Raw genomic sequence first — 24,262 nt, forward strand, 5'->3', positions numbered from 1 at the left:
GTCGCCCGGCTTGAAGTCGTAGGCGTTCAGCAGGGCCTGCAGCGAGGCCTTGGGCCTGGACGCACTGCGGCCGTCGTTGGCGTCGTTGCCGATCGCCGTGGCGTACTCGTCGCCGGTGGTGGAGCCGTCGTTGACGTAGAAGACGCTGACGGTGCTGGCCAGGTTGAAGGTCGCGTCGGACTGGTCCTGCACCGCCGGCTGGCTGGCCGAGCTGACACGCAGCACGTAGTCGCCGCCCGGGAACTGGCCGGTGCCCGGCGTCCAGTCGAAGACGCCGTCATTGGCCTCGCCAGCAGCCACGGACAGCCAGCTGCCGCCGCCATCGCGGCTGATGTCGAGGTTGACGCTGCCGCTGAAGCCGTCGGAGCGCCAGCGCACGGTGAAGGTCTCGCCCTCGGCAACGGTCTCGCCGCCGTTGGGCGTCATCACGCGCACGTAGACGGCCGGGCTCAACGAGGCGTACCGGGTGTTGCCGTCCGAGCCGATGTTGACGTAGCCGCCGCGCGGTGCGGGCTCCTGATCGAAGGGCTGGTTCAGCGCGCCGCGGTCGATGCCCGGGCTATCCTGGGCGTCGAGGGTCAGCGTGCCGGTCAGCAACACCGGCAGGCCGCCCGCGCCCAGCACGGGCGCCAGCGAGGCGCCGTGGAAGCTGCCCTGCGTGCTGCGCAGGTGGAAGTCGTCGTCGCGGCCATCGCTGGCCGGGCTGGCGTAGCCGAGGTTGCCGTCGGCGCCGGTGATGTCGACGAACAGCGGGTCGGTGGCCTGGCCGTCCAGGTCCTGGAAGTTGGCCTGGCGCCAGGCGGTCAGCGTTGCGCGCTGCGTGCCCTGCCAGGTACCGACGGCGCCCTGGAAGATGTTGAAGTTGGACGTGAAGCCGTTCTGCGAGTTCGCGTCGATGTTGAGGGCGACGCCGCCGGTGCCTGCCCACAGGATGTTGTTGATGAACTGGGCATTGCTGGCCGAGCCGTAGAGCTGGATGGCGTCGCCCGTGGTCTGGTAGACCGTGTTGCCGATGAACTGCGGCGCACTGCCCTGCAACTGCACGCCCGCCGCCGAGTTGGCATAGACGAGGTTGCTGCGCAGCACGCTGTTGCCCTGGCTGTAGACGCCGACGCGGTTGCTGTAGACGGTGTTGCCGGTGGCCGTGGCGGTGCTGAGCCACAGGCCGGTGCCGTAGCTGCCGGCCGTGCCCGGGTTGTTGTTGTAGATGCGGTTGTCGGCGACCAGGCCGCTGTACATGTACAGGCCGTTGGAGTTGCCGTGGACGACGTTCTGACGGGCCTCGCCGCCGCTCATGCCGATGCCGTAATTGCCGTTGCCGGCGTTGCCACTGGCGACGTTGCCCCAGACCAGCGCATTGCCGTTGAAGATGGCGCCGCCGTTGCCGTTGTTCAGGAAGCGATTGCCCAGGCCCGAGCCCAGCGCGCCGCCCACCAGCGCCTGGCTGCTGCCGCCGACGTTGTAGTTCAGGCCGGTGTTGCTGTTGCCCTGGAACAGGTTGCCCTGCACGCGCACGGCGCCGGGGTAGTAGAGGTTGGCGCCATGGCCGACGTTGTCGGTCAGCGTCGATTGGGTCAGGAAGCCCAGCGCGCCTTCGGCGTAGAGGCCGCCGTGGCCGCGGTTGCGGGTGGACGTCAGCTGGTCGATGCCGCCCAGCGTGCCGGACACGAACAGCCCGGTCTGGCTGTTGTCATGCACGTTCAGGCCCGTCCAGGTCGCCAGCGGCGCATTGACCTGCGACGCGTAGATGCCTTCGTTGACATGGCCGTAGGCCTCGATGTCGTCGAGGTCGATGGCGTCCGCACCACCGCTGATCAGCACGCCGCGGTTAGCGTCACGCAGCTGCAGGTGGCTGATGGTGACGAAGTCGGTGTCGGACAGGTCCAGCAGCGCCCAGGTGCGCTCGTTCGGCACGATGGGGAACAGGGACGCGAGATGGCTGCCCTGGGTCGGGCCGGTCATGACGAAGCCCTCGTCGATGCCGAAGCCACGCGTGGCGGTGCCCGACAGCGTCAGCGACTCCAGCAAGGCGTAGTTGCCGGTATCGACATAGAGGGTGGCGCCGGCCTGCAGGTCGTAGGCGCGGAACAGGTTGGTGACGTTGGGCTTGGGCGCGTCGGCGGACTTGCCGGTGTTGCGGTTGTCGCCCGCAGCCGTGGCGTACTCGTCACCGGCGGTGGAACCATCGTTGACCCAGTAGGTCAGGCCGTCCTCGGGCACGGTGAAAGGCTCCTGGCTGCGATCCAGCACGGCCGGGTTGGTCACCAGGCTGACCTGGATGCGCAGGCCGTGGGTGTTGAAGTCGATGCCGCTGTTGCCCGGAATCCACGTGAACTGGCCGGAGTCCGGCGTGGCCGATACGACGTTGGCGACCCAGGTCGGGCCGTCGGCCGTGTCCCGGTAGACGTCGATGCGCACCGGCGAGTCGTCGGCGTTGCCGAAGGTTTCCCAGGTGATGTTGAGCGGCTTGAACTTTTCCCAGTCGAGATAGAGGTCGGGGCCGCGCAGGTTGATGCGGGGCGCACCAGTCAGCGCAAGGTCCGTCGCGTCATGGCCGTAGGCGCCGAGGTCGCTGGCCTGGTTCTCGCTGACCTTGTAGAGGAAGGCCTGGTCGAAATAGCCGTCGGCATTGCCGCCGGTGATGCGGTTGGTCTTGAAGACGTACTCGACCGAGCGCGTGCCGAAGGGCACGTCGGCGCGCTGGCCGACCAGTTCCCAGCGGTTGGTGGTGCCGCTGGCCTTGGCCACGGCCGTGGCGAGCACGTCGCCGCCGGCGTTGCGGAAGATCAGCTGCACCTCGCCGCTGTCCACCGGGCTTTCCACGCCCATGCGGATGCGTCCACCGAAAAGCAGCTCGAAGTCCTGGCCGTCGGCTTGCGCGGCGGTGAGGCCCAGTTGGGCCAGCGTGAAGGTCTGGCGCGCGAAACCGCCCGTCACGCCGCCGCCGAAGAAGAAGTTGTTGCCTTCGTAGGCCTTGGTCGTAGCGCCTGTCGGCGTGTGCGAGCTTGAGCCGGCATTGGTCTCCCAGCCCGCCAGCGAGCCTTCGAAGCCGGGGTTGGCGATGAGGTTCTGCTCGGCCGGGTTGCGGCCGTTGTCGACCAGCAGATTGCCCATGTCGATGCCGGGCGAGCTGAAGCGCTGCAGGCCCAGCGGGTCGCGCAGGCGGAAATCGTCGCCCAGGATGCTGACGAACTCAGGCTTTGCCCAGGTCGGGTTGACCACCGTGGCGCCGATGGAGTGCAGGTCGAAGCGGTCGATGTCCGCCTGCCAGTCGAGGATGTCGGTGAAGTCCTTGGTCCAGAAGCCAACCTTGCCGGTGCCGGACGTGAACAGGTTGTTGTAGTCGGAGTAGAAGCCGTAGCGGCTGTCGTTGGCGACGTACAAGTCGTAGCCGGACATCGCCCACATCAGGTTGTTCTGCACCTCGACTTCGGTGCTGTTGCCTTCGGAGCGCAGGTTGTCGCCGGTGACGGCGTAGAACGTGTTGTTGAACACCCTCACGTCGTTCTTGCCGGTGATCTGCACGCCCACCGCCGTGTTGCGATAGAACAGGTTGTGCAGGATGCGCTGCTCGCTGCTCGCATTGACGGCGACGTTGTTGGCCGAGAAACGGTTGAACTGGATGGTGCCCGTGAAGGCGTTGACGCCGGTGGTGTTGGTCTCGATCAGGTTGGCGTGGGCCAGCGTCGCGCCGCCCAGTTGGCCAGTGCCGGTGACGCCCACCGTGTTGCCACGCACGACCTGACCCTGCATGAAGGCGCCGCCGAGCAATTGCACGCCGGTGGCGTTGCCCTCGAAGGTGTTGGGGCGGTCGACGGACGCGCCCACCCAGCCCAGCGCGGCCGCGCCGGCCAGGCTGCTCTTCAGGCCCACGGTGGCGCCGCTGACGGTGTTGCCGGCCAGCTGGTTGGCGGCCGCGTAGTTGATGCCCAGCGCGCCGCCCAGCACGCGGTTGCCCTCGATGAGGCCGTTGAACGTGGCCAGCAGGTCGAGGACGGTGGCTGCGGCGGTGCCGGCCAGCGTGTTGCCGGCGATGCGGCCACTGGCGGTGGCGCCGTCGGCGATGCGCAGCGCGGCGGTGGTCCCGGTGATGCGGTTGTCGCGGATCTGCACGCCGGTGGCGCTGTCCAACAACAGCGCGACGCCGCCGGTGATGGTGTTGAAGCGCAGGCTGGCGTTCTGCACGCCGGCCGCGATGCTGACGCCGCCGGTGAGCGCATTGCCGAACAGCTTGGCGCCCTGCCCTGCGCTGATGCTGACCGCGCCGGTCGCGCTGGAGTCACTGACGCCCACGCCGTTGCCGGCGATGGTCAGCGTGGACTGCAGCTTCAGGTTCTGCAGCGTCACGTTGGCGCCGTTAATGGTCACCGCGCCGGCGATGCTGCTGCCCGCCGCGCCCCAGATCGTCACGCCGGCATCGCCGGCCGCCACGGTGAAGCCGCCCTGGCTGCCGTTGACGACGATGACATCCCCCGCGCCGAGATCCTGGCTGTCGAGGATGTCCTGCACCGAGTTGCCCGCGCTGGTGTTGAAGACACGGCTGACCGGGGCTGCGTCGGCGCGAACAAGGATTTCCGGTGAACCGACGCTGGCGTCTGCCCAAGCCAGCACGGCCCGGCCGCTGCTGTCCACGGCCAGCGCCAACTGCTGCGGCTCGCCGCCGGTCTGGCTGATGCCACTGCCTTCGCCAATGCCGCTGGCCTGGCCGGGCAGCACTTCCTCGAAGTGCTGCGTTGTCGCGTTCCATTGGCGCTCGTACAGGCTGCTGGATGCGTTCAGCAGCGGCGTGTTGACCCACACCAGGCGCAGCGAGCTGCCGCCGGCCGCCAACTGCGGCAGGCCCGGGCGGCTCTGATCCTGGATGACATCGCGGACGGTCACGCCAGCTGCGCTCAGTTGAGCTGTCACGACGGTGGCGCCCTGGTCGGCCCAGGCTTGCCAGGCGACGAAGAGGCTGCCGCCGAAGTAGGCCACGCTGGGTTGCGCGTGCCAGGTCGAGTCGAGGCCCAACGCCGTCTTGACGGCCGCGCCACCGCTGACGCCGGTGGTCGCGTTGGAGCCGGCAAGGCCGGCCCAGGTGCCCGTGCCCGCCGAGCCGCCCGCTGTGAGCGTGAATTCGGTGACGTAGACCTGGCGCAGCGAGGCGCCCGGCTGCACGGCCGAGTAGGCGATGGCCACCTTGGTGCCGCTGGCCGCGACGCTGAAGTCGCTCAGCTCGGTGCCGATGGCGAGGCCGGTGCCGGTCGTGGCGGCTTGGGCCCCCAGGGCGACCCAGCTGCCGCCGGTGTAGATCTTGGCGTAGACGCGCAGGTTGCCGGCGGAGTCATCGGTGTAGACGACGACCGGGCCATTGCTCGTGTTGACCAGCCTGGCCTGCACCGCGTTGCCGTTGTTGGTCGCATTGCCCAGGCTGACCCAGGCCGAGCCGTCCCAGCGCTTGACGACGATGTCGCGGCTGCCGTCGGCCAGCGTCTCCGTCCAGGCGACGACGGGCGCACCTGTGCCATCGACGGTCAAGGTCGGCTTCGCAGAGGCCGCCGCGCTGCTGGCGGACACGCCGCCCTGCGACGCGCTGGTGCCCAGCGTGACCCACTGCGTGCCGTCATGCTTGGCGACGTAGATCTCCAGGTTGCCGTTGCGGCTGTCGCTCCAGGCGACGTAACGCTCGCCGCCGGTGCCGACCGCGACGGCCGGCTCCTGCGACAGGCCGAGGTCGCCGGCCAAACCCCGCAACACAGCGGAGTCCGCCGAGCTGCCGTTCAGGTCGGCCCAGCGGCCGCTGCCAACCACCCCATCGGGCAGCACGCCCACGGCGCGCGGGCTGGTGTCGTCCACCGGCTGAATAGCCGGTGCCGGCGTGGCGGGGAAGGCGCTGAAGAAGCCGGCGTCGTCGCCAGCACCGCCGAAGTCGATGAGGTTGGTCGTGCCGCCGCCGGCCTCGGTCTGGGCCATGCCGGCCACACCCTGAATGAGGTCGTCGCCGCCTTCGCCGTACAGCAGGTCGTTGCCCCCCTGGCCGAACAGCTTGTCGCTGCCCGAGCCGGCCTCGTTGGCATTGCTGCCGAAATCGCCATAGAGGTAGTCGGCCGCGTTGTCGTCACCCGCGCCGCCGACCGAGTGGCCGTGCAGCGTGTCGTTGCCGGCGCCGCCGACCATCAGATCCGCGCCCGCGCCGCCTTCGAGCAGGTCGTCGCCCTCGCCGCCTTCCAGTGTGTCGGCGCCCGCGCCGCCGTCCAGGCTGTCGTCGCCGGCCAGGCCTTGCAGGCGGTCCTCGCCGTCGCCGCCATAGAGGGCGTCCTCGCCGTCGGCGGAGCCCACCAGCAGGTCGTCGCCGTCGCCGCCTTGCATCACGCCGCCCTGGCCGTAGCCCTGGATCAGCTCGTCGTTGCCGTCGTTGCCCTGGATGTTGTCGGCACCGAAGCCGCCGTCGATGAAGTCGTCGCCGCCGTTGCCGTAGAGCTGGTCGTCGCCCTGCTCGCCGAAGATGCGGTCGGTGGCGTTGTCGTCGGCCGGTTGGTCGGTCCGCTCCGACAGCGCATGGCCCCAGATGGTGTCGTTGCCACGGCCGCCGTACAGCCTGTCCTTGCCGGCGCCGCCGGTGATCTCGTCGTGCCCGGAGCCGCCGTCGACGAAGTCGTCGCCGGCACCAGCGTCGATGGTGTCGGAGCCGCCCAGCGCCCAGATCTGGTCGTCGCCGTCGCCGCCAAGAATGGTGTCGCCTTGCGCACCATCGCCGCCGTCGTCGCTGCCGAAGATGCGATCCGCGCCCTCGCCGCCACTGAGCGTGCCGCCAGCGCCGGGGCCGGCCACGAGCAAGTCGTCGCCGCCATTGCCGGTAAGGGTGTCGACACCATCGCCGCCGTACAGGTCATCGGCGCCCGAGCCGCCAACGAGGGCGTCATCGCCGCCGCGGCCGTAGATCGTCCAACCTTGCGACTGGGCGGAGACGTTCAGCACGTCGTCCTGCTCGTTGCCGACCAGTTCCTGGCGGTCGCCCGTCACCGTGCCGCCGATGACGGCGGTGGCGCCTTCGGCATCTGCGCTTTGATGGTCGACGCCGAAGAACAGGCGGTCGCCGGCCGAGACCGTGCCGGTGACGATCAGGTTGTCGCCGGCGCTGAGCGTGACGCTCCTGCCTGCGCTGACGCTGCGGCCGTCGCCGATGACGATGTTCTCGCCCGTGGCCTGGCTGTCACGCGTGGTCAGGCGCACATGGCCGGCGCTGCTGACGATGGCGCCCACGTAGAGCGCCTGCACGACTTCGGTCAGCTGGACGCCAGCATTGCCGGTGGCGTTGACGAAGCCGCCCGCCGCGCTGAAACGGCTGTCGATCTCGACATCGTTGTAGTAGCTGCCGATGCTGCCGCTGACGGTCATCGTCAGCGTGTTGCCGTCGATGTCGGAGAGCAGATCGGCCAGGTCGTCCACCAGGTCGCCGGCCAGCACGGTCAGCTCCACGTCGGCGCTGCTGGAGCGCACGCGGTCGAGGTTGAGGTCGCCCGCGACCTCGATCATGTAGACGGACCCGTCGGCCAGCGCCCAGACGTTGCCGTGGCTGGGGCGGGAGGAGTCAATCTCCAGCGCGTTGGCATTCGTGCCGATGCCGGCGACGCCGGCAGTCAGGCGCAGGCTGATCCCCAGCACATCAGCATCCGCGTCGCTGCCAATCTCCTGGATGCCGCCGTTGGCTGCGGAGAGGGTGACGTCGTTGTTGGCCGCCTCGACGCGCGCCAGCAGCACGCTTCCGCCGGTGCTGGTGATGCTGATGGCGCCGGTCTGAGCCAGCACCAGGCGGGGCAGCGTGATGTCGCCGCCGGCCAGCATGGTGATGCTGTCGCCTGCGGTGACGAGGTTGTTCGGGTAGAGGGCGAGACGGTTGCCGGTCTGGCCGCCGGTCACGTTGGAGATCGTGCCTTGCGTGGCCGTGATGGACACGTCGCTGCCGGCGACGACATGGTCGACCTGCACCGAGCCGCTGACGCTGGTGACGGACACGTCGGCCGTCTCAGACCAGATGGACGCGGGTGCCAGCACCTGCTGGCCAGCCTGGATGACGACGTTGTTGCCGGCCTGCACGATGCGCGGCAGCGTGATGTCACGGCCGGCGGTCATCGCGGCGGTGCCGCCGGTGGTCAACAGGTTGTTGGTGTACAGCGCCAGCCAGGTGTGGGCGTAGCTGGCCAGCACGTTGGAAATGTCCAGTGCGGCGCTGACCGAGGCGTTGCCACCGGCGATGAGATGGTCGGCCTGGACGGAGTTGTTCAGGCTCTGCACCGTCAGGTTGCCGGTGCCGGCCTGCACGGTGCTGGGCAGCGTGATGTCGCCGTTGCTGCGGATGGTGGCGTTGGCGCCGGCCGTCCAGGTGTTGCGCTGGAACAAGTCCATGCGCTGGGCCGGCGTCTGGGCGATGACGCTCAGGTCGGTGCCTGCACTGAGCGTGCCGATGGTGGTCGTCGAGGCGATGGCCTCGTTGCCGGTGCCGAAGAAGCCGACGGGGAAGTCGACGATGGCATTGCCCGCCTGGTCGGGGCGGAAGTGGCGTATCCAGTTCGTCGTACCGAGGTCGAGGCCGCGGCTGGCGTAGTCGATGTTGACCTCGACCTGGTAGGTCGGCGGCGTGCCGACGACGGTGACCTGGCGCTTGGCTTCGCGCAGCAGCAGGTTCAGTTCGCCACCAGCGGACAGGTTGCCCAAGGAGAGCGTGAAGCTGCCGGCGTTCGGATCACGCTGCAGGCCGCGGATGCCGAGGAAAGTGCCGCCGCCGGAGGCGCTGGCCAGCGTGGCCAGGCGGCCCTCGCTTTGCACCAGCTCCAGTTCCAGACGCTGGTTGGACAGGCCGATGGCGCTGCCGGCGCTGAAGGACGCGGTGTTGGTGCGCACCAGCGCACCCGCGCTGAACGGCACGATGCTGCCGCCGACGGCGGCGATCAGTGTCGAGCCCAGCGGGTTGTCGATGACGCCGTTGAGCTGCACGTCCGAACCGCTGTTGGTGCTGGTGTTGCGGATCAGCAGCTCGGTGGCGCCGTAGCTGTGGCGGATGTTGAACTCGAACGGCGTCGGGTCGCCGGCCGGCCCGGTCACGTTGTCGACGTCGATGTGCACGCGCGGCACCGCCGTCGTGTTGACCGGCGCGATGTTGTTGATGCGCAGGTCCTTGGCCGACTGGTTGGTCAGCGTGATGCGGTTGTAGGTGTGGACGAAGGTGAAGGTGGACTGCGTGCCGGTGATGGTGCCGGGCTGGATGTCCTTGCCAGGGTCGTACACGCCGTTGGCGCGGAAGTTGGCCGTGCCGATGTCGTCGTTGGTGATGTCGTTGACGATGACGGTGCTGGCCGTGTTGTTGACCGTCACGTTCTGCGCCGTGACGACATTGCCGGCGGCGTCGACCAGCAGCACCGGGTTGGGGCCGGACGACAGGCGCGCATCCGAGTTGAAGTCGATGTGCTGGTTGTAGGTGTGCGGTGCGCCCGCGTTCACATCGCCGTCGTCGATCCAGGCGCCGTCCTGCACGTAGCGGTAGTTGGTGGCGTAGCCGTTCAGCTCGGCGCGCACGTCCAGCGCATGGGTCTCGAAGGTGGCGCCCGCCTCGGCGTTGACCAGCGTGTTGAGCCGCTGCTCGATGGTCAGGTCGACATCGGTATCACCGCCGGCCGCATCGGCCTCGCCCTTGGAGTAGGCATAGGCGTTCAGCCCGCCATGCGAGGCCTGCACATCGATGTTCTCCAGCGAGCTGACGAGCGCACCGCTGCGCACGTTGACGACCGCGTCCGAGAACATGCGCAGATAGGCATGCGAGTCCGGGTTGGCGCCCACGGCGGCCGAGTAGGCGGTCGCGGAGACGCGGCTCTTGGCATGCGTCATCGCCGCGTCGAGCGTGATGTCGTCGCCGGCCTTGACAACCGCACTGCTGCCGACGTTGACGGCCGTCTGCTGCTGGTTGCCGCTGCCGCCGACGCGCCAGTACATGTCGGCATCCGACCCGGCGCCCAGGCCGCCGCTGGAGGCCCGGCCGTTGACCTCGCCATCGAACTGCGACTCGGCCTTGATGTTGACGTTGTTCGCCGCCGTGATGCTGCCGCTGTCGCCGATGCCGGCGTTGGTGCTGTGGTTGAGCTGCACGCCGCCCGTCACGTCGGACGAGTTGATGACGCCGCCGCCCTTGGAATTGGCGTCGATGGTGCCGTTCTGCGTGCTCTTGGACAGCAGGCTGACCGAGCCGCCCGAGGTCAGCTGCGCGCCGCTGCCTGCCGTGGCCTGCACGGTCTGCGTCGCATTGACGTAGGCCTCGGAGTAGCCCACGGCAACGAAGGAACCGCTGCTGGAGCCCGCCGTGCCCGCGCCGTTGGCGGCCGAGAAGGCATCGAGCAGGATGTCACCGCCGGCCTGCACGACCGCGTTGTCGCCGACCGTCGCACGCACATTGGTGACCACGTCGACGCGCGACTCCGAGCCCTTCACGCCGAAGAACAGCGAGCCCGCCGCACCCGAGGTCTTGCCGCTGGAGACGCCGTTGTCGGTGACGCTGTCGACCAGCTGCAGCGCACCGCCCGCGCCCAGCAGTTGGTGGCCGTTGCCGCTGCCGGTGCCGGTGATGTCGACCTCCAGCTGGTGCATGCCGGTGGTGCTGGCACCCGAAAGCTCCATGCCCTCGACGCCGATGGTGTGCTTGCCGCCGCCCGCACCGAGGTTGATCGCCGCGCCGCCCGCCGTCGCGGCGAGCTGGAAGGTGTTGGCGTCGATGAACTTGACGTAGTAGGTATTCCCGGCGGCGAGGCCGGACAGCGGCGCCGCGCCGACGCGCGTCAGCACATGGCCGCTGGCGGCGGACTCGGCGGTGTTGCTGATGTCGATGGCCGTGCCGGCGGTGGCATTGCTGGCGCTGCTGGCCAGCTTGATCTGGTTGTCGTTGATGCGGATGACGTAGTAGTTGCTGTCGCCCGTCAGATTGGTGATCGCGGCCGGCGGTTGGCCGTCCAGCGTGTTGAGGTCGCGCAGGCTGTACTTGACCTGGTCGCCGGTGTTGAAGCCGTGGCCGGCGATGGCGATCTGGTCGGCGCCGCCCGACTCGACGGCCGAGCCCTCGAACTGCTCGTCACCGGCCGTGCGGTAGGTGACGGCCTGGCCTTCCGAGAAGCCGTGGCCGCCGAGCGAGATCTGCTCGGTCGTCGCGTTAACGGCACCGCTGAGGAAGGTCTTGGGCGCCACCGTGGCCGCCGCCGCGCTGGTCGCGAGCTTGATGGTCTGCGCGTCGATGACACGCACGAAGTAGGCCTGCCCGTCGTTCAGGCCGCTGATGGCCGCGTTGCCGGCCGCGTGGTAGATGACGCGCTGACCGTTGACGAAGCCATGCTCGACGTCGAAGGTGATCTGGTCCTTGGCCGCGTCGACGGTGCTGGACTTGAACACCGAGCCCAGCTTGACGGCGGTGGCCGACTGCACGATGACCTGGTAGTTGCGCCCGTCGCCCAGACCGCCGACCGCGACATTGCCGTCCAGGCCGATGCTGTAGTTGACCGTGTCGCCGGTGGCCAGGCCATGGGCGCCGTTGAGGGTGACGGTGTTGTCGCCCGTGTTGACGCCGCCTGCGCCGAAGCTGGTGTCGGCGGTGTTGACGGTCTGGCCCTGGTCGGCCCTGACCTCGACATTGCCGCCCGCCTTCACGCGCGCACCGGCACCGATGTCGGCGCGCACGCTGGGGTTGATGTTGACGTCGGCCAACGAGATGCTGCCCGTGCCCAGGCCGGCAAAGGAGCTGCCGTCGGCCACGCCATCGCCCTCGGCATTGCCGTGTGCACGGATGGCCACGTTGCCGCCCACGTCGACATTGGCGCCGCCGTACAGCTCGGCCGCGATGGTCGGGTTGACGTTGACGACCGGCGCGGCACCGTTGCCGGACACCAGCAGGCCGCCCGTCGCGGCCACCGCCGTGGCGGCGCCGCGGCCGCCGCCGGAAGCGTCGACCGTCAGGCTAGCGCCGGTGATCTGGGCGTTGCCCACGGTCGCGCGGCTGCTGGAGTTGGCATCGGCACGGGCATCGGTGGCACCGATGGCGACGCCCAGCGAATAGGCCTCGCCGTCCGAGCGGGCGCTGGCCTTGTCGGACACGGCGGACAACACCTCGGTGCCGCCGTCGGCGTTCACGGATGCGCCGTTGCGGATCTCGGCGCTGACCGCCGCTGCGGTGGCGGCGCGCGTGTCGGCGCCGTTGATGCTGGCAAAACCGCTGCCGCCGCCCGCCTCGCCCTTGGCCGTGGCGCCCTCGGAGCCGTCATGCGCGGCGCGGATGGTGATGCGGCCGCCGGCATCGAGCACGCCGCCCACGGTGGTCGCGACCGTCGGCGTGACCTGGGCATTGGCCTGCGCCTTGCCCAGCGAGACCAGGCCGAAGGAGGTGGCATCGGACGTGGCGCGCGCGCCGCCGCTGGTGGCGCCGCCGAGCAGGATATTGCCGCCGGCCGTGATGCCGCTGCCGAGCATGGAGGTGCTCAGGTTGCGCGCCACGATGGCGTTGGAGTCGTTGGAGGCCGCGCCGATCAGGCCGCCGGCCGGGGCCGTCGTGTCGGTCGCCGCGCCCTGGTCGCTGATGTTGTCGATGGCGACATTGCCACCGGCCGCGATGCCGGTGCCGGCCGCGATGGTCGTGGCCTGGTTGTCGTTGCTGTAGGTGTTGTTCTGGGCATTGGTCAGCGTGCCGCCGACGATGCTGTCCGCGCGGGCATTGCCCTTGCCGAGCAGGCCGCCGATGGACAGGCCGTAGCCCTCGGCGCTGGCCATGTTGCCGGAGCGGGTGGTGACCGTGAAGTCGCCGGTACCGGCGGACAGGTCGCTGCTGGCACCACCCAGCGAGGTGTTCATGTCGGCCGAGGACTGCGCCAGGCTGTTGGCGCCGACGCCGCTGAAGCCGAAGGAGCCGCCGGAGGCGTTGGCGTAGGCCGTCGCGTCCTGGCCGCTGGCGCCGTTGCCGGTGTGGTTGTGGCTGGCCAGCACTTGGAAGTTGCGGCCGGCGCTGACATCGGCGTTGCCGATCGTCGTGTCCATGTCCGGCCGCACGCGCGCCGCCGCGTCGGAGCCGCTGAACGAGCCCAGGCCGCCGACGCTGACGCCGTCGGCCCGCGCATTGGCGTCGCCGGTGGAGACGTTGTGGATGATGACGTCGCGGCCGGCCGCGATGCTGCCGCCGGCGCCGATGCCGACGTTGATGACCGGCGTGATGACGGCGTTGGCTGTGTTGGCGCCGCCCGAGCCGAGCAGGCCGACGGCGGCGGCGTCGCTGTCGGAGACGGCGCGGTAGTTGCTGGCCGTGTTGATGACCAGGTCGCCGCCGACGGTGCCGGAGATGGCGCCCGTGGTCGCGTTGGTCGTGCCGCCCATCGTCGCGCTGGACCTGGCCACGCCGCCCGCGCCGACGAGGCCCAGGTTGAGGCTGTCACCCACCGCATCGGCCGTCAGGCCCGACAGCGTGTCGAAGCGGACATTGCCCGAGGTGTTGAAGACGACGCCCGAGCCGGTGTTGTTGGTCAGGTTGGCGACCGTCGAGGCGGTCGAGTTGCTGCCCGAGACCGACAGCGCCGAGCCCGCGCTGGCGCTGGAGCGCGCGGTCGCCTTGCCGGCGCCGGCATCGCCGTTGTTCAGGCGCAAGGCCATCTGCACGTTGCCGTTGCCGCCGCTCGTCGTGATGCGCGCGTTGTTGCCGATGTTGACGGTCATCGTCGGGTTGATGTCCACATCGGCGACCGAGCCGCCCGCGCCGACACCACCCGAGAACTGCACGCCATCGGCGGTGCCGGTGGACGCGGTGTTGGCATTGGCGCCGACGTTGACGGCGCCATTCACGTCGATGACTGCGCCCGCGCCGATGCCGGCGTTGACCGTGGGCGTCACGGCGCTGGTGGCCCGGGCGCCGGCGCTGGCGACCAGCAGGCCGCCGGCCGCAGCCGAGCTGTCGGCGGTGGCGTTCTGGTTGGCCGTCGCCTCGATGACGAGACCGCCGCCGTTGACCTTGGCCGCGCTGTTGGCGTTGGTGGTACCGGTGGACGTGGCCGTGGCCGTCATCGCGCCGCGTGCCAGGCCGCCGCCGCCCAGCGCCGTCCCGTCGGCGGTGACGTTGTTGTTGGCCAGCGCCTGCACGGTGGCGACGCCGCCGTTGCCGTTCAGCGTCGCGTTGACCTGGGTGACGGCGCTGGTGTTGGCGCCGGACTTGGCCACCGCGTTCGCCCCGGCGACGCTGACACCGGCGCCGATGCCGGCGCTGTCCGCCTTGGCGCGCGCGTTCTGGCCGCCCTGGTTGTGCTGGGCCAGCACGTTGACGCCCTGCCCGCTCAGCGTCGTCGTGCCCTGCACGAGGTTGCTGACCGTGGGCGAGACATCGGCGTTGGCCGACATGACCCCGACCGCGCCCAGCAGCCCGACCGACAGGCCACGCGCCTGCGCGTTCGCGTCCGCCTGGGACAGCGCCAGGATGTTGATGAGGCCGGCGCTCGTCACCGTGTTGGTGGCGTTCGCCGTGCCCGCACCGGCCGTGACGGCGCCATTGGCCTTGGCCGTCGCGTCGCCGCTGTTGACGCCGGCCGCCAGGCCGCCGCCGGAGGCATTGGCGTGCGCATCGGCGTAGTTGCGGCCGAGCGCGCGCACGTCGACGCCGGTGCTGCCGCCCGAGCCACCGCCGATCTCGGCCGTCGTCGCGCCATTGGCGTTGGACGCAGCCACCGACTTGCCCGCCGAGACGACCAGGCTCACGGCCAGACCCGAGGTTTCGCTATGCGCCAGGTTGGCCGCATCGGCGCGGATGCTCAACGAGCCGCCGGCCGTCAGCACGCTGCCGGTCCCGCTGCGCGCGGTGGTGGTGGCGTTGGCGTTCGCCGTCGACGACGCGCCCGCGACGCTGAGCAGCACGGACCCGGTGGACGCGCGCGCCACAGCCGAGGTGTTGCCGCCCGTCGCGTTAGCGCCGTCATGGTTGTGCGCGGCGCGGATGCTGATGTTGCGGCCGACCGTGGCCGACTCGTTGCCAGTCAGCGCATTGATCGTCGGGCTCATCGTCGCGGTGGCGAACGAGCCGCCGAAGCCGATGCCGGCGCTCGTGGCCGCGCCGAGCGCGGTGGCCGTCGTGTCGGCCGTGGACAGCGCCGTGACGATGAGGTCGCGGCCGACGTTGATGCTGCCGCCGCCACCGAGGTTGGCGCCAATGGTCGGGCTGAAGCTGGCCGTCGCGCCGTTGATCTGGGCCGCGCCGAGCAGACCCAGCGTCGAGGCGCGCGAGGTGGCATCGACGAGGTGGTTGGCCGTCGTCTCGACCTTGAAGTCGATGCCCTGCGTGCCGCTGACGGCGCCCAGGGCCTGGTTGACCGTGCCAGTGACGGTAGCGTTAGACACAGCGCCGCCCAGGCCGCCGACGAGGCCGAAGCCACGGGCATCGCCGTCGGCTTCCACGTGCGCGCCGGTCTGCGTCGCGAAGGACACGCCGCGCGCCGAGTTCAGCGTCACGCCGGTGCCAGTCGTCGCGCTGATGTTGTAGTTGAGGGCCGCGCTCGCATCGGCGCCGCCGCCGGCCGCAATGCCGCCGCCGGCCGCAAAGGCCGTGGACGTGGCGCCGCCGGCCTGGTTGCTGCCGCCGTTGTGGCTGAGCGAGAAATTGATGTCGCCGGTGTTGGCGGATTGCGTCGTCGCGTTGACGCCGGTGCCGACACGCAGCGTCATCGTCGGCGCCAGCGTCACGTCGGACTTGGACAGGCCCAGCGACGGGCCAAGGGACACGGCCACGCCGGTCGCCGTGCCGTCGGCATCGGTGTTGGCCGTGCCGCTGACGTTGATGCCGCCGGCCACATTGATGACCGCACCATCGCCCAGGCCCGCGCGCACATCCGGGTTGACGGTGGTCGTCACGCCCGCGCCGGTGCCGGCGGCAAGCAGGCCGCCGGCCGCGCCCTCGGCCGTGGCCAGGCCGGTCTGCGTGGCGGTGGACTGCACGGTCAGCGAGCCGCCCTGCACGTCGGCACCGCTGGTGGCCTCGGTGATGCCGCCGGAGCGGGCCGTGGCCGAGACGATGCCGGCAGACACGCCGAGCGCGCCGCTGAACGCATCGCCGGTGCCGGTGACGACGTTGGCCGCATTGGCCTGCACCAGCACGGCGCCGTTGCCGGCGTTGAAGCTGGTCGCATTGCCCGCCAGCGCATTGGTGTCGGCCGCGCCGGTGGCGTCGGCATGCGCGCCGCTGATGGACACGCCGCCGGCCACGCCGGCCGCATCGGCCACCGCCGTGCTGTTCTCACCCGCCTGGTTGTGGCGGGCGCGCACGGTGATGCCGTTGCCGCTGACGCTGGTGGTGCCGCGCACCTCGGCCGTGACATTGGGTGAGACCTGGCTGGTGGCGCTCATGAAGCCGAGCGCGCCGGCAAAGCCAAAGGAGAAAGCCTTGGCCTTGGCGTCGGCATCGGCGCTGGAGATGGCGTCGACGAGGACGGCGCCGGTGGTCGTCGAGCTGCTGGCGATGCCGCCGTCGCCCATGCCCGCCGTCACGCCGCTGTTGGAGCGCGCCGTCGCGCTGCCGCCGCTGGCGCCGGCCAGGCCGGCCGCGCCGGAGGCGTTGGCTCCGGCCACGGCGGTGTTCTTGCCCTGGGCGATGACCTGGACGGACGTGGCTCCGCCCACGCCGCCACGCAGGTCGGCCGTCGTGCCGCCGCCAACAACGGCCGAGCTGGTGGATAGACCGATGCCGATCAGGCCGCCGGCGCCCAGGCCGGCCGTGTCGCCGCTGGCCAGGTTGGCCGCGTCGGCCAGCACCTTGACCGTGCTGTTGGACGTCAGGCTGCTGCCCGCGCCGACGGTGGCGTCGACGACGGCCGATGCGGTGGCGGACGCAGACGCACCCGTGCCGCTGACCAGCGCGCTGCCGGCCGAGGCCAGCGCGGTGGCGACGGCATTCAGGCCGGTGGGCGCGGTGCCGTCGTGGTTGTGGCGGGCCTCGACGAGGATGGCGCCGCCGGCCGTCAGCTGCTGGCTGCCGGTGCGGGCGAAGATCGTCGGGCTCATCGTCGCCGTGGCGCTGGACGAACCGATGCTGGCCGCGACGCTGAGCGCCTTGCCGACGGCGTTCGCCGTCGTGTCGGTGCTGGACAGCATCTGCACCGTCGCGCTGCCGCCGACGTTGGTCGTGCCGCTGCCGAGGTTGATGCCGAGGGTCGGCGTGAAGCTGGCCGTGGCGCTGTTGAACTGCCCGCTGACCAGGCCGCCGCCGGAGGCGCGCGCGGTGCTAGTGACGGGCTGGCTGGAGACACCCAGCGCGTTCAGGTTGCGCCCGACCGTGCCGCTGGCGCTCGTGAAGTTGCTCTGCGCGCTGCCGTCGACGGTAGCGCTGGAGACGGCGCCGCCGATGGCCGCGACCAGGCCGAAGGTGTCGCTGTTGGCGGTGGACTCGACGTGGTTGCCGACCTTGAGCTCCACGTTCAGGTCGCGGCCAGCGTTCAGCGTGACGCCGGTGCCGGAGCTTTGCAGGATGTTGTAGGTCGTCTGCGCCGAAGCGCCGGTGCCGCTGAGCCCCGCCGCCAGGCCGCCGGACGGCGCGGTGGCGGTGGCCGTGGCGCCGCCGGCATTGCTGGCGCCGTTGTTGACCCGGGTGGCGATGGTCAGGTCCGAGCCAGCGCCGTTGGCGCTGAGGCTGGAGCCCGTGCCGATGCGGTTGGTCATCGTCGGGCTCAACGTCGCGTCGGCGACGGAGATGCCCATGGACACACCGCCCGACACGGCCACGCCGCTGGCGAGGCCGTCGGAGTCGGCATTCGTCTCGGCCACGACCGAGATAGCGCCGCCGACGCTGACCTGCGCACCGTCACCGATGCCGGCGTTGATGGTCGGCGTGACGGTGCTGGTGCCACCGGCACCGGTGGCGCCGCCGGTCAGTCCGCCGGCCGCGGCCGTGGCGTGGCCGTCGGCGTTCTGGTCGGCATGGGCCAGCACGGTGTAGCTGGCGCCGGTCACGTCGGCGCCGCTGACGGCGCCCGTCGTGCCGCCGGTGGTGGCATTGGCCACCACGCCGCCGACGCCGACCACGGCGCCGACCGCAAAGGCCGTGCCGGTGGCGTTGGCGACGTTGTCGGACAGGCCTTCGACCGTCACCGCGCCGCTGCCGCCCGCGATGGACGTGTTGTTGCCCACCAGCGACTGCGCCCCGCCCTGGCTGTTGGCGTTGACGATGGTGCCGCTCACTGCCAGGCCAAGCCCGCCGCCGGCCGCGTCGGCCGTGGCGCGCACGTCTTCACCGTTCTGGTTGTGGTACGAGCCGACGCGCACGCCGTTGCCCGCCACCAGGCCGGTGTTGCCGGTGACGGTGGAGCGCACGTCGGGCGAGGCCTCGGCGCTGGCGGCCATGATGCCGACCGCGCTGCTCACGCCCAGCGACAGGCCGTAGGTGTTGGCCGTCGCGTCATTGCTGGAGCGCGACTCGATGACGATGGCGCCGCTGGCGTTGATCGTCGCGTCCTGCGCGGCGACGCCGACTGTCGTCTGCACATTGCCGTTGGCGCGCGCGGTGCTGCTGGCGCCGTTGTTGGCGTCCAGGCCGCCGCCGGAGGCATCGGCCTCCGCGTTGGCGAGGTTGCGCGCCTGGGCGCGCACGGTCAGGTCGGTGGATGAACCGACACCGCCGAGCAGCTCGGCCGTCGTGCCGCCATTGGCGCGGGCGTTGCCGATGCTGACACCGACGGTCGCCCCGCCGATGGACAGGGCCAGGGCCTCGGCCTGAGCCTCGTTGTTGTTGTAGGCCAGCACGTCGAGTTGGCCACCCGCGCTGACGAGCGAGCCGGAGCCGATGCTGGCCTTGACGCTGCCATTGGCCTCGGCCGTGGGCACCGCGCCGTTGCCGGTGAAGCCGCCAAATCCCGGCGCCGTGGACTGCGCCCAGGCGCCCTTGTTGGCCAGGGCCGTCGTGCCGTTGTGGTTGTTGCGCGCCTGCACGCGGATCAAGCCGCCGGCGTTCAGCACCGAGGTGGCACCGAACAGCGCCTGCACGGTGGGCGAGAAGGTGGCGGAGGACAGGCTGACACCGGTCGCACCCGCACCGGCGGTGACGGTCAGCACGTCGGCGTCGGCCTTGCCGGTGGTGACGGCGTCGACCGTCGCCTCGCCGGTGGTCTTGATCAGCGAGGCGTCGCCCACCGAGGCGCGCACCAGCGGCTTCACGTCGACGACGGCGAAGTTGGCGCTGATGGCGACCGCGCCGACCGAGAAGGCCAGCGTGTGCGCATAGGTGTCGAAATCCGCCGTGGCGTTGACATGCAGCGCGCCGACGTTGAGGCCTGCCTCCTGGCCAATGCGGGCGCCCGCGCCCACGTCGGCGCTGACCTGGCCGTCGCTGCTGAGGCTCGTGAAGGACGCACCCGCAGCCACGGCACCCGCCGTGCCCTGCGCCGTGTTCAGGTGAATCGTGCGGTTGGAGATGGCGGTCACGTCGACGCTGGCTGCGGCACGCACGCGGGCGTTATCGGCCAGCGCGCTCTGCACATAGCTGCTGTCGCTGAGCACGGACACGGCCGCGCCCAGGCCCACGAAGCCGCCGCCACCAGCAAAGGCGGTGGCGTCGACGGTGCTGTCCAGCCGCGAGCTGACCGTGAAGACACCGCCGGCCGTGTAGCTGCCGCCCGCATTCGCATTGGTGTTGAAAGCGGTCGAGAACACGCCGATGCCGGCGCCAAATCCCCCGGCGCCCCCGGCGACGGCGCCGACCAGGAAGTCCAAATCGGCCCATTGCCGGGCATTGACCGTGATGGCGCCACCGGCCGTGATGCTGGTGCCGCCGGCCACCGTGGCCTCGGTGCCCTGAGCGGGCGTGGCGGCATTGATGGCGGCGAGCAGCGCGGCCTGGCTGGGGCCGGAGCCGGTGACCAGCGCGCCGGCCGCACCGGCGCGGTCCTTGACGCGCTGCTGGCCGCTGCCGGCGGAGCCCCCGTCGAAGCCACCCAGCGCGGTGCCGACCTGGCCCTTGGCCGCCGTGGCTTGGGCGGCGGCGTCACTGTCGCCGCTGCCGCCGTTGATCTCCAGGCTGTCGGCCGAGTCGCCGTCCTCGTTCTCGTAGCCGCGCTCCATCGGCGTGCCTACGGACCAGACCGTGACCGCGCCCGCCACGCCGACGAAGCCGCCGGCGCCGGAGATGGTCAGCGTATCGAGGTCGATGTGCGACAGGCCGTTGACGGCCACGTTGCCGGCGGCCGCGACATCCGCATTGCCAAGGATGCGCGCTGCCGTGTCGTTGCGCAGGCTGCCGACCTGCACGGCCGCACCGACGCCGACGAAGCCGCCCGCCGCCGCGCCGGTGAAGTGCGTGCCCGAGGCGCTGTTGGCCGCGGTCACGTAGACGCCCTGGTCGCCGTCCGCGCCGGCATTGCCGTTGGCGCGGTTGATTCTGGTGTTGGCGCCGATGATGGCCGTGGTGTCGGAGTCCAGCAGCGTCACACCGACGCCGCCGGCCACGCCGACATAGCCCGCCCCGACGGCGACGTTGAGGTGGAAGAACTCCTCGCTGCTCTTGCTCTGCACGACCACGCCGTGGCGCTCGGCCGTGCCGAAGCCGCCCGAGCCGACGCTGCCGTCCAGCCGGCCCGCCAGGCCGCTGCCGGCGCCCTTGGCGTCGACGCTGGCGCCGGTCAGGATGCCGGCATCCGTCTGCTTGGTGACGGTGACGACACCGACCGACGCACCGACGCCGACCATGCCGCCCGCGCCCGCGCCGGCGATGACCGTCAACTCGGAGTCGTCGACGGCCAGCACGCCGACATCGCCGCCGGCGCTGACCGTGGCCGCGGCGCCGATGGTGGCGGCGGTCTGGTTGTCCATCACCAGCACGTTGACGGCGCCGCCGACGCCGACGGTGCCGCCAGCCACACCGGCCGCGATCAGCAGCAGGTGGTCCTTGTTGGCCGCCTGCACGACCACGTCATCGCGCGCCTTGACGCTGGCGCTGCCGCCGATGCCGGCGGTCGTTTCATGGCTGATGACGGACACGTCCACGCCCGGCGCCACACCGACCGTGCCCAGGCCCACGGCCGCCGCGACGGCGACATGCGAGAAGTCGTTGCCCGCGCCGACCAGCACGCTCTGGCCCGCGCCAGCGGTGCTGGTGTCGGCATTGATGTCGGCGCCCGCGCCGATGTTGGCGTTGGTCGTCGTGTCGATGACGTTGGTCGCCGAGCCGACGCCGATGCCCACCGTGCCGCCGCCCAGGCTGATGGCGAAGGTGTTGATGTTGTCGCGGTTGGTGGCCGTGACGGCCAGGCCCTGGAAGCCGCTGCGCGTCGTCGGCGTGGCAGCACGGATGCCGCTGAAGCTGGCGTCGTCGCTGCTGTTGCCCTGGCCATCCTGCGAGTTGTAGGCCGGCGTGCCGACCTGGTAGTCCGAGGCGGAGCCGCGCTGGCCGGACGAGGCGTCGGGCAGCGCCTCGACGTCCATCTCGGCGGCCGGCGTGTAGCCCACGCCGATGCCGCCGTCCTGCACGGTGATGCCCGGGCGCAGGCCATCGGCCGTGACCTTGGCGCCGTCGCCGATCAGGGCTTGCGTGTTCTTGGTCGCCGTGACGACACCCACCGCTGCGCCGATGCCGGCGGTGCCGGACACGCCGATGGAGCCGGTGATGATGTTGGCGTTGCTGTATTCGTCGGCCGCCACCTGCACGCTGCCCTGCGCATGCAGGTCGCCGGCACCGGCGCTGGCCTTGGCGTCGGTCGGGTCGTCGCCGAGGATGGCGCGCGTGGTGATGTTGAGCACCTGGACGTTGGCGTCCACCGCGATGCCCACCGAGGAGCTGGCGGCGATGCCGCCCGACACCGAGGCGATGTTCTCGCTGGAGTCGGACAGCACGTGCACATTGCCGTCGACCGTGCCGACGGCGTTGGAGCCGATGCGCGCCTCGGTCGTCTTGTTCAGCGTGTTGACGACGGCGCCGACGCCGACGCCGACGCTGCTGGATGCCGCCACCGAACCGGCCACCGAAACGATCTCGGTGTGGTCCTCGGCGCGCACCTTGACATCGGCCTGAGTGGCCCCGGAGGCCGTGCCGACCACCAGCGTCGCGCTGTCGTCGATGCGGGCCTTGGTCGTCTCGTTCAGCACGTTGACGACGACCGAGCCGGCCACGGCCGCGCTGCTGGACGCACCGCCGCCGACGGCGATGGTGACAAGGTTCTCGTGCGACGTGGCGGCCACGTCGACGCCCCCGGTCGCCCCGGCGGCGATGGCGGTGTTCGGGCCGACCAGGGCCTGCACCGTGTCGGTGTGCACGAGCACGGTGCTGGAGATGCCGACGCCGGCCGAGTTGCCGTAGGCCAGCGCACCGGCAATTTGCGTGAGGTCGAACGGCGCATCGGCCACCACGGCCAGCGCGCCGCCCGCCTGCAGCGCCGAGCCGGCGCCACCGGCCGTCGTGGCTTCGGTCGTGTTGGTGACGATGTAGACGGACACGCTGCCGCCCACGCCGGTGCCGTCGGTTGCCACGCCTGCCGTGGCGGCGACGCTGGTGATGTCTTGATCCGAGTTCGCGCGCACCGCGATGTCGCGGCCTGCCTTCAGCGCAACGCCGGTGCCCAGCGTGGCCTTGGTGTTCTCGATGAGGACGGTCACGTCCAGGCCGATGCCGACGCCGGCATTGCCGATGGAGATGCCGCCGGCGCCCGCGCCGCCTTCGATGTTGGTCTTGCTCCTGGCGCCCACCGTCACGTCCTGGGCCGCGCCTGCGGCCACGCCCAGAGCGGCGTCGTTGACCGTCACGCCGTTGTCCAGACGCGCGATGGTGTCCAGCGTGTAGATGTTGACCGCCGCCGAGCCGGCGCCCGCGGCGCCGTCGGTGGAGATGCCACCGGAGATGGCGAGGTTGCTGACCGTCAGGCCGCCCAGCGGATCGGGCAGGTCCAGCGTGGCCGGGATGACCTGGCCGGTGGCGGTGATGGTGGTCGCATCGCGCGCGGCGAGCTGGGCGCCCGCGCCCACGGTCGCGTGGGTCCGCTCGACGACGATGTTCAAACCGACCGACGCACCGACGCCCGTGCCGCCCGTGCTCAGCGCGGCCGCGCCGGCGATGGCCTGGATGGCGGTGCTCTGGTCGGCGACGACGTCGAGCTTGCCGGCATTGGCGCGCACCTGGCTACCTGCGCCGACCGTGGCCGCAGTGTCCAGCGTGACGATGTTGATGGCGGCGCTGCCGGCCACCGAGGTGTCCTTGCCACCCGCAGCGGCAACGGCCAGGCTGCGGAATTCATGGTCGCCGCTGTCGCCGGGGCGGTCGGCGCGGATCAGCACCGAGGCGCCGCGCAGGTCGGCATTCGCGCCGACCTGGGCCACATTGCTGGCGTCCGTGACACCCAGCGCCACGGCCGCGCCGACGTTGGTGTCCTTACTCAGGTCGATGGCATCGCCCTGGGCGGTGTTGATGACGTTGTAGTCGGCGGTGGCATCGAGGGCAATAGCGCCGCCGGCCGTCAGCTTGACGCCGTCGGCCACGCTGGCCGTGTTGTCGGTGACGAGCACCTGCACGACGATGGCTGCCGCCACACCGGTGCCTTCCGACCCGGTGCCGCCGGTCTCGCCGCTGGTCTGCGAGTTGGCGGAGTTGGTCTGGTCGTTGCTCTTGGGCAGCGTGCGGTCGCCGCCGTTGTTGGGGTTGTTGTTGACCTGGTTGTCGGCCTCGCTGTCGGAGCTGCGGCCACCCGAATCGTTGCCCGAGGCGCTGGCCTCGGCCGTGCCGACAGCCAGCACCGTAGCGCCGGACGACACCTCGGCCGCGCCGCCGGCCGTCACGTTGCGGGCCAGGCGCGCGCTGACATCGCCGTCGACGACGGTGACGACGACCGAGGCGCCGACGGCGGTGTCCTTGCCGGCCGCTTCGGCCTTGGCGCTGCCTGTCACCTGGTCGAGGCGGAAGGCGCGCACGGCCATGTCACCACCTACGGTCAGCGTGCCGGTGCCCGTGCCGACGTAGGCATTCGTGTCGTTCGTGGCGATGGTGACAGCCGCCGCCACGCCGACGCCGGTGTCGCCCTTGGCGCCGTTCTCGGTCTCGGTGGTGATGGAGTCCATCGCGGTGGACGAGACCGTCATCGCCGACACATTGCCGGCGATCTGTGCGCCGTCGGCCAGCGTGGCATCGAGGTTACGGTCGACCACATTGACGGCGACGGACGCACCGACGCCCACGTCGCTGCCGCCGGCCTGTGCGCCCTCGTTCTCGGGCAGCGCCTTCGCCGTGTCGCTGGCGGTGGACTGGGTGATGGCCTGCAGCGAGCCG

Annotated in this window: 1 protein-coding gene (running past both ends of the window); it reads right to left on the reverse strand. The window is 70.8% G+C overall.

All 24,262 nt of this window come from inside a single coding sequence — locus ACG00Y_RS00645, cadherin-like domain-containing protein, on the reverse strand. Of the gene's 43,518 coding nucleotides, 6,464 precede the window and 12,792 follow it; the stretch shown corresponds to coding positions 6,465–30,726, spanning codon 2,155 (partial) through codon 10,242 (complete); reading right to left, the first codon wholly in view occupies positions 24,259 to 24,261. Both codon boundaries (start and stop) fall beyond the window edges.

The organism is Pelomonas parva (assembly GCF_043555835.1).
Lineage (GTDB): Bacteria > Pseudomonadota > Gammaproteobacteria > Burkholderiales > Burkholderiaceae_C > Pelomonas > Pelomonas parva.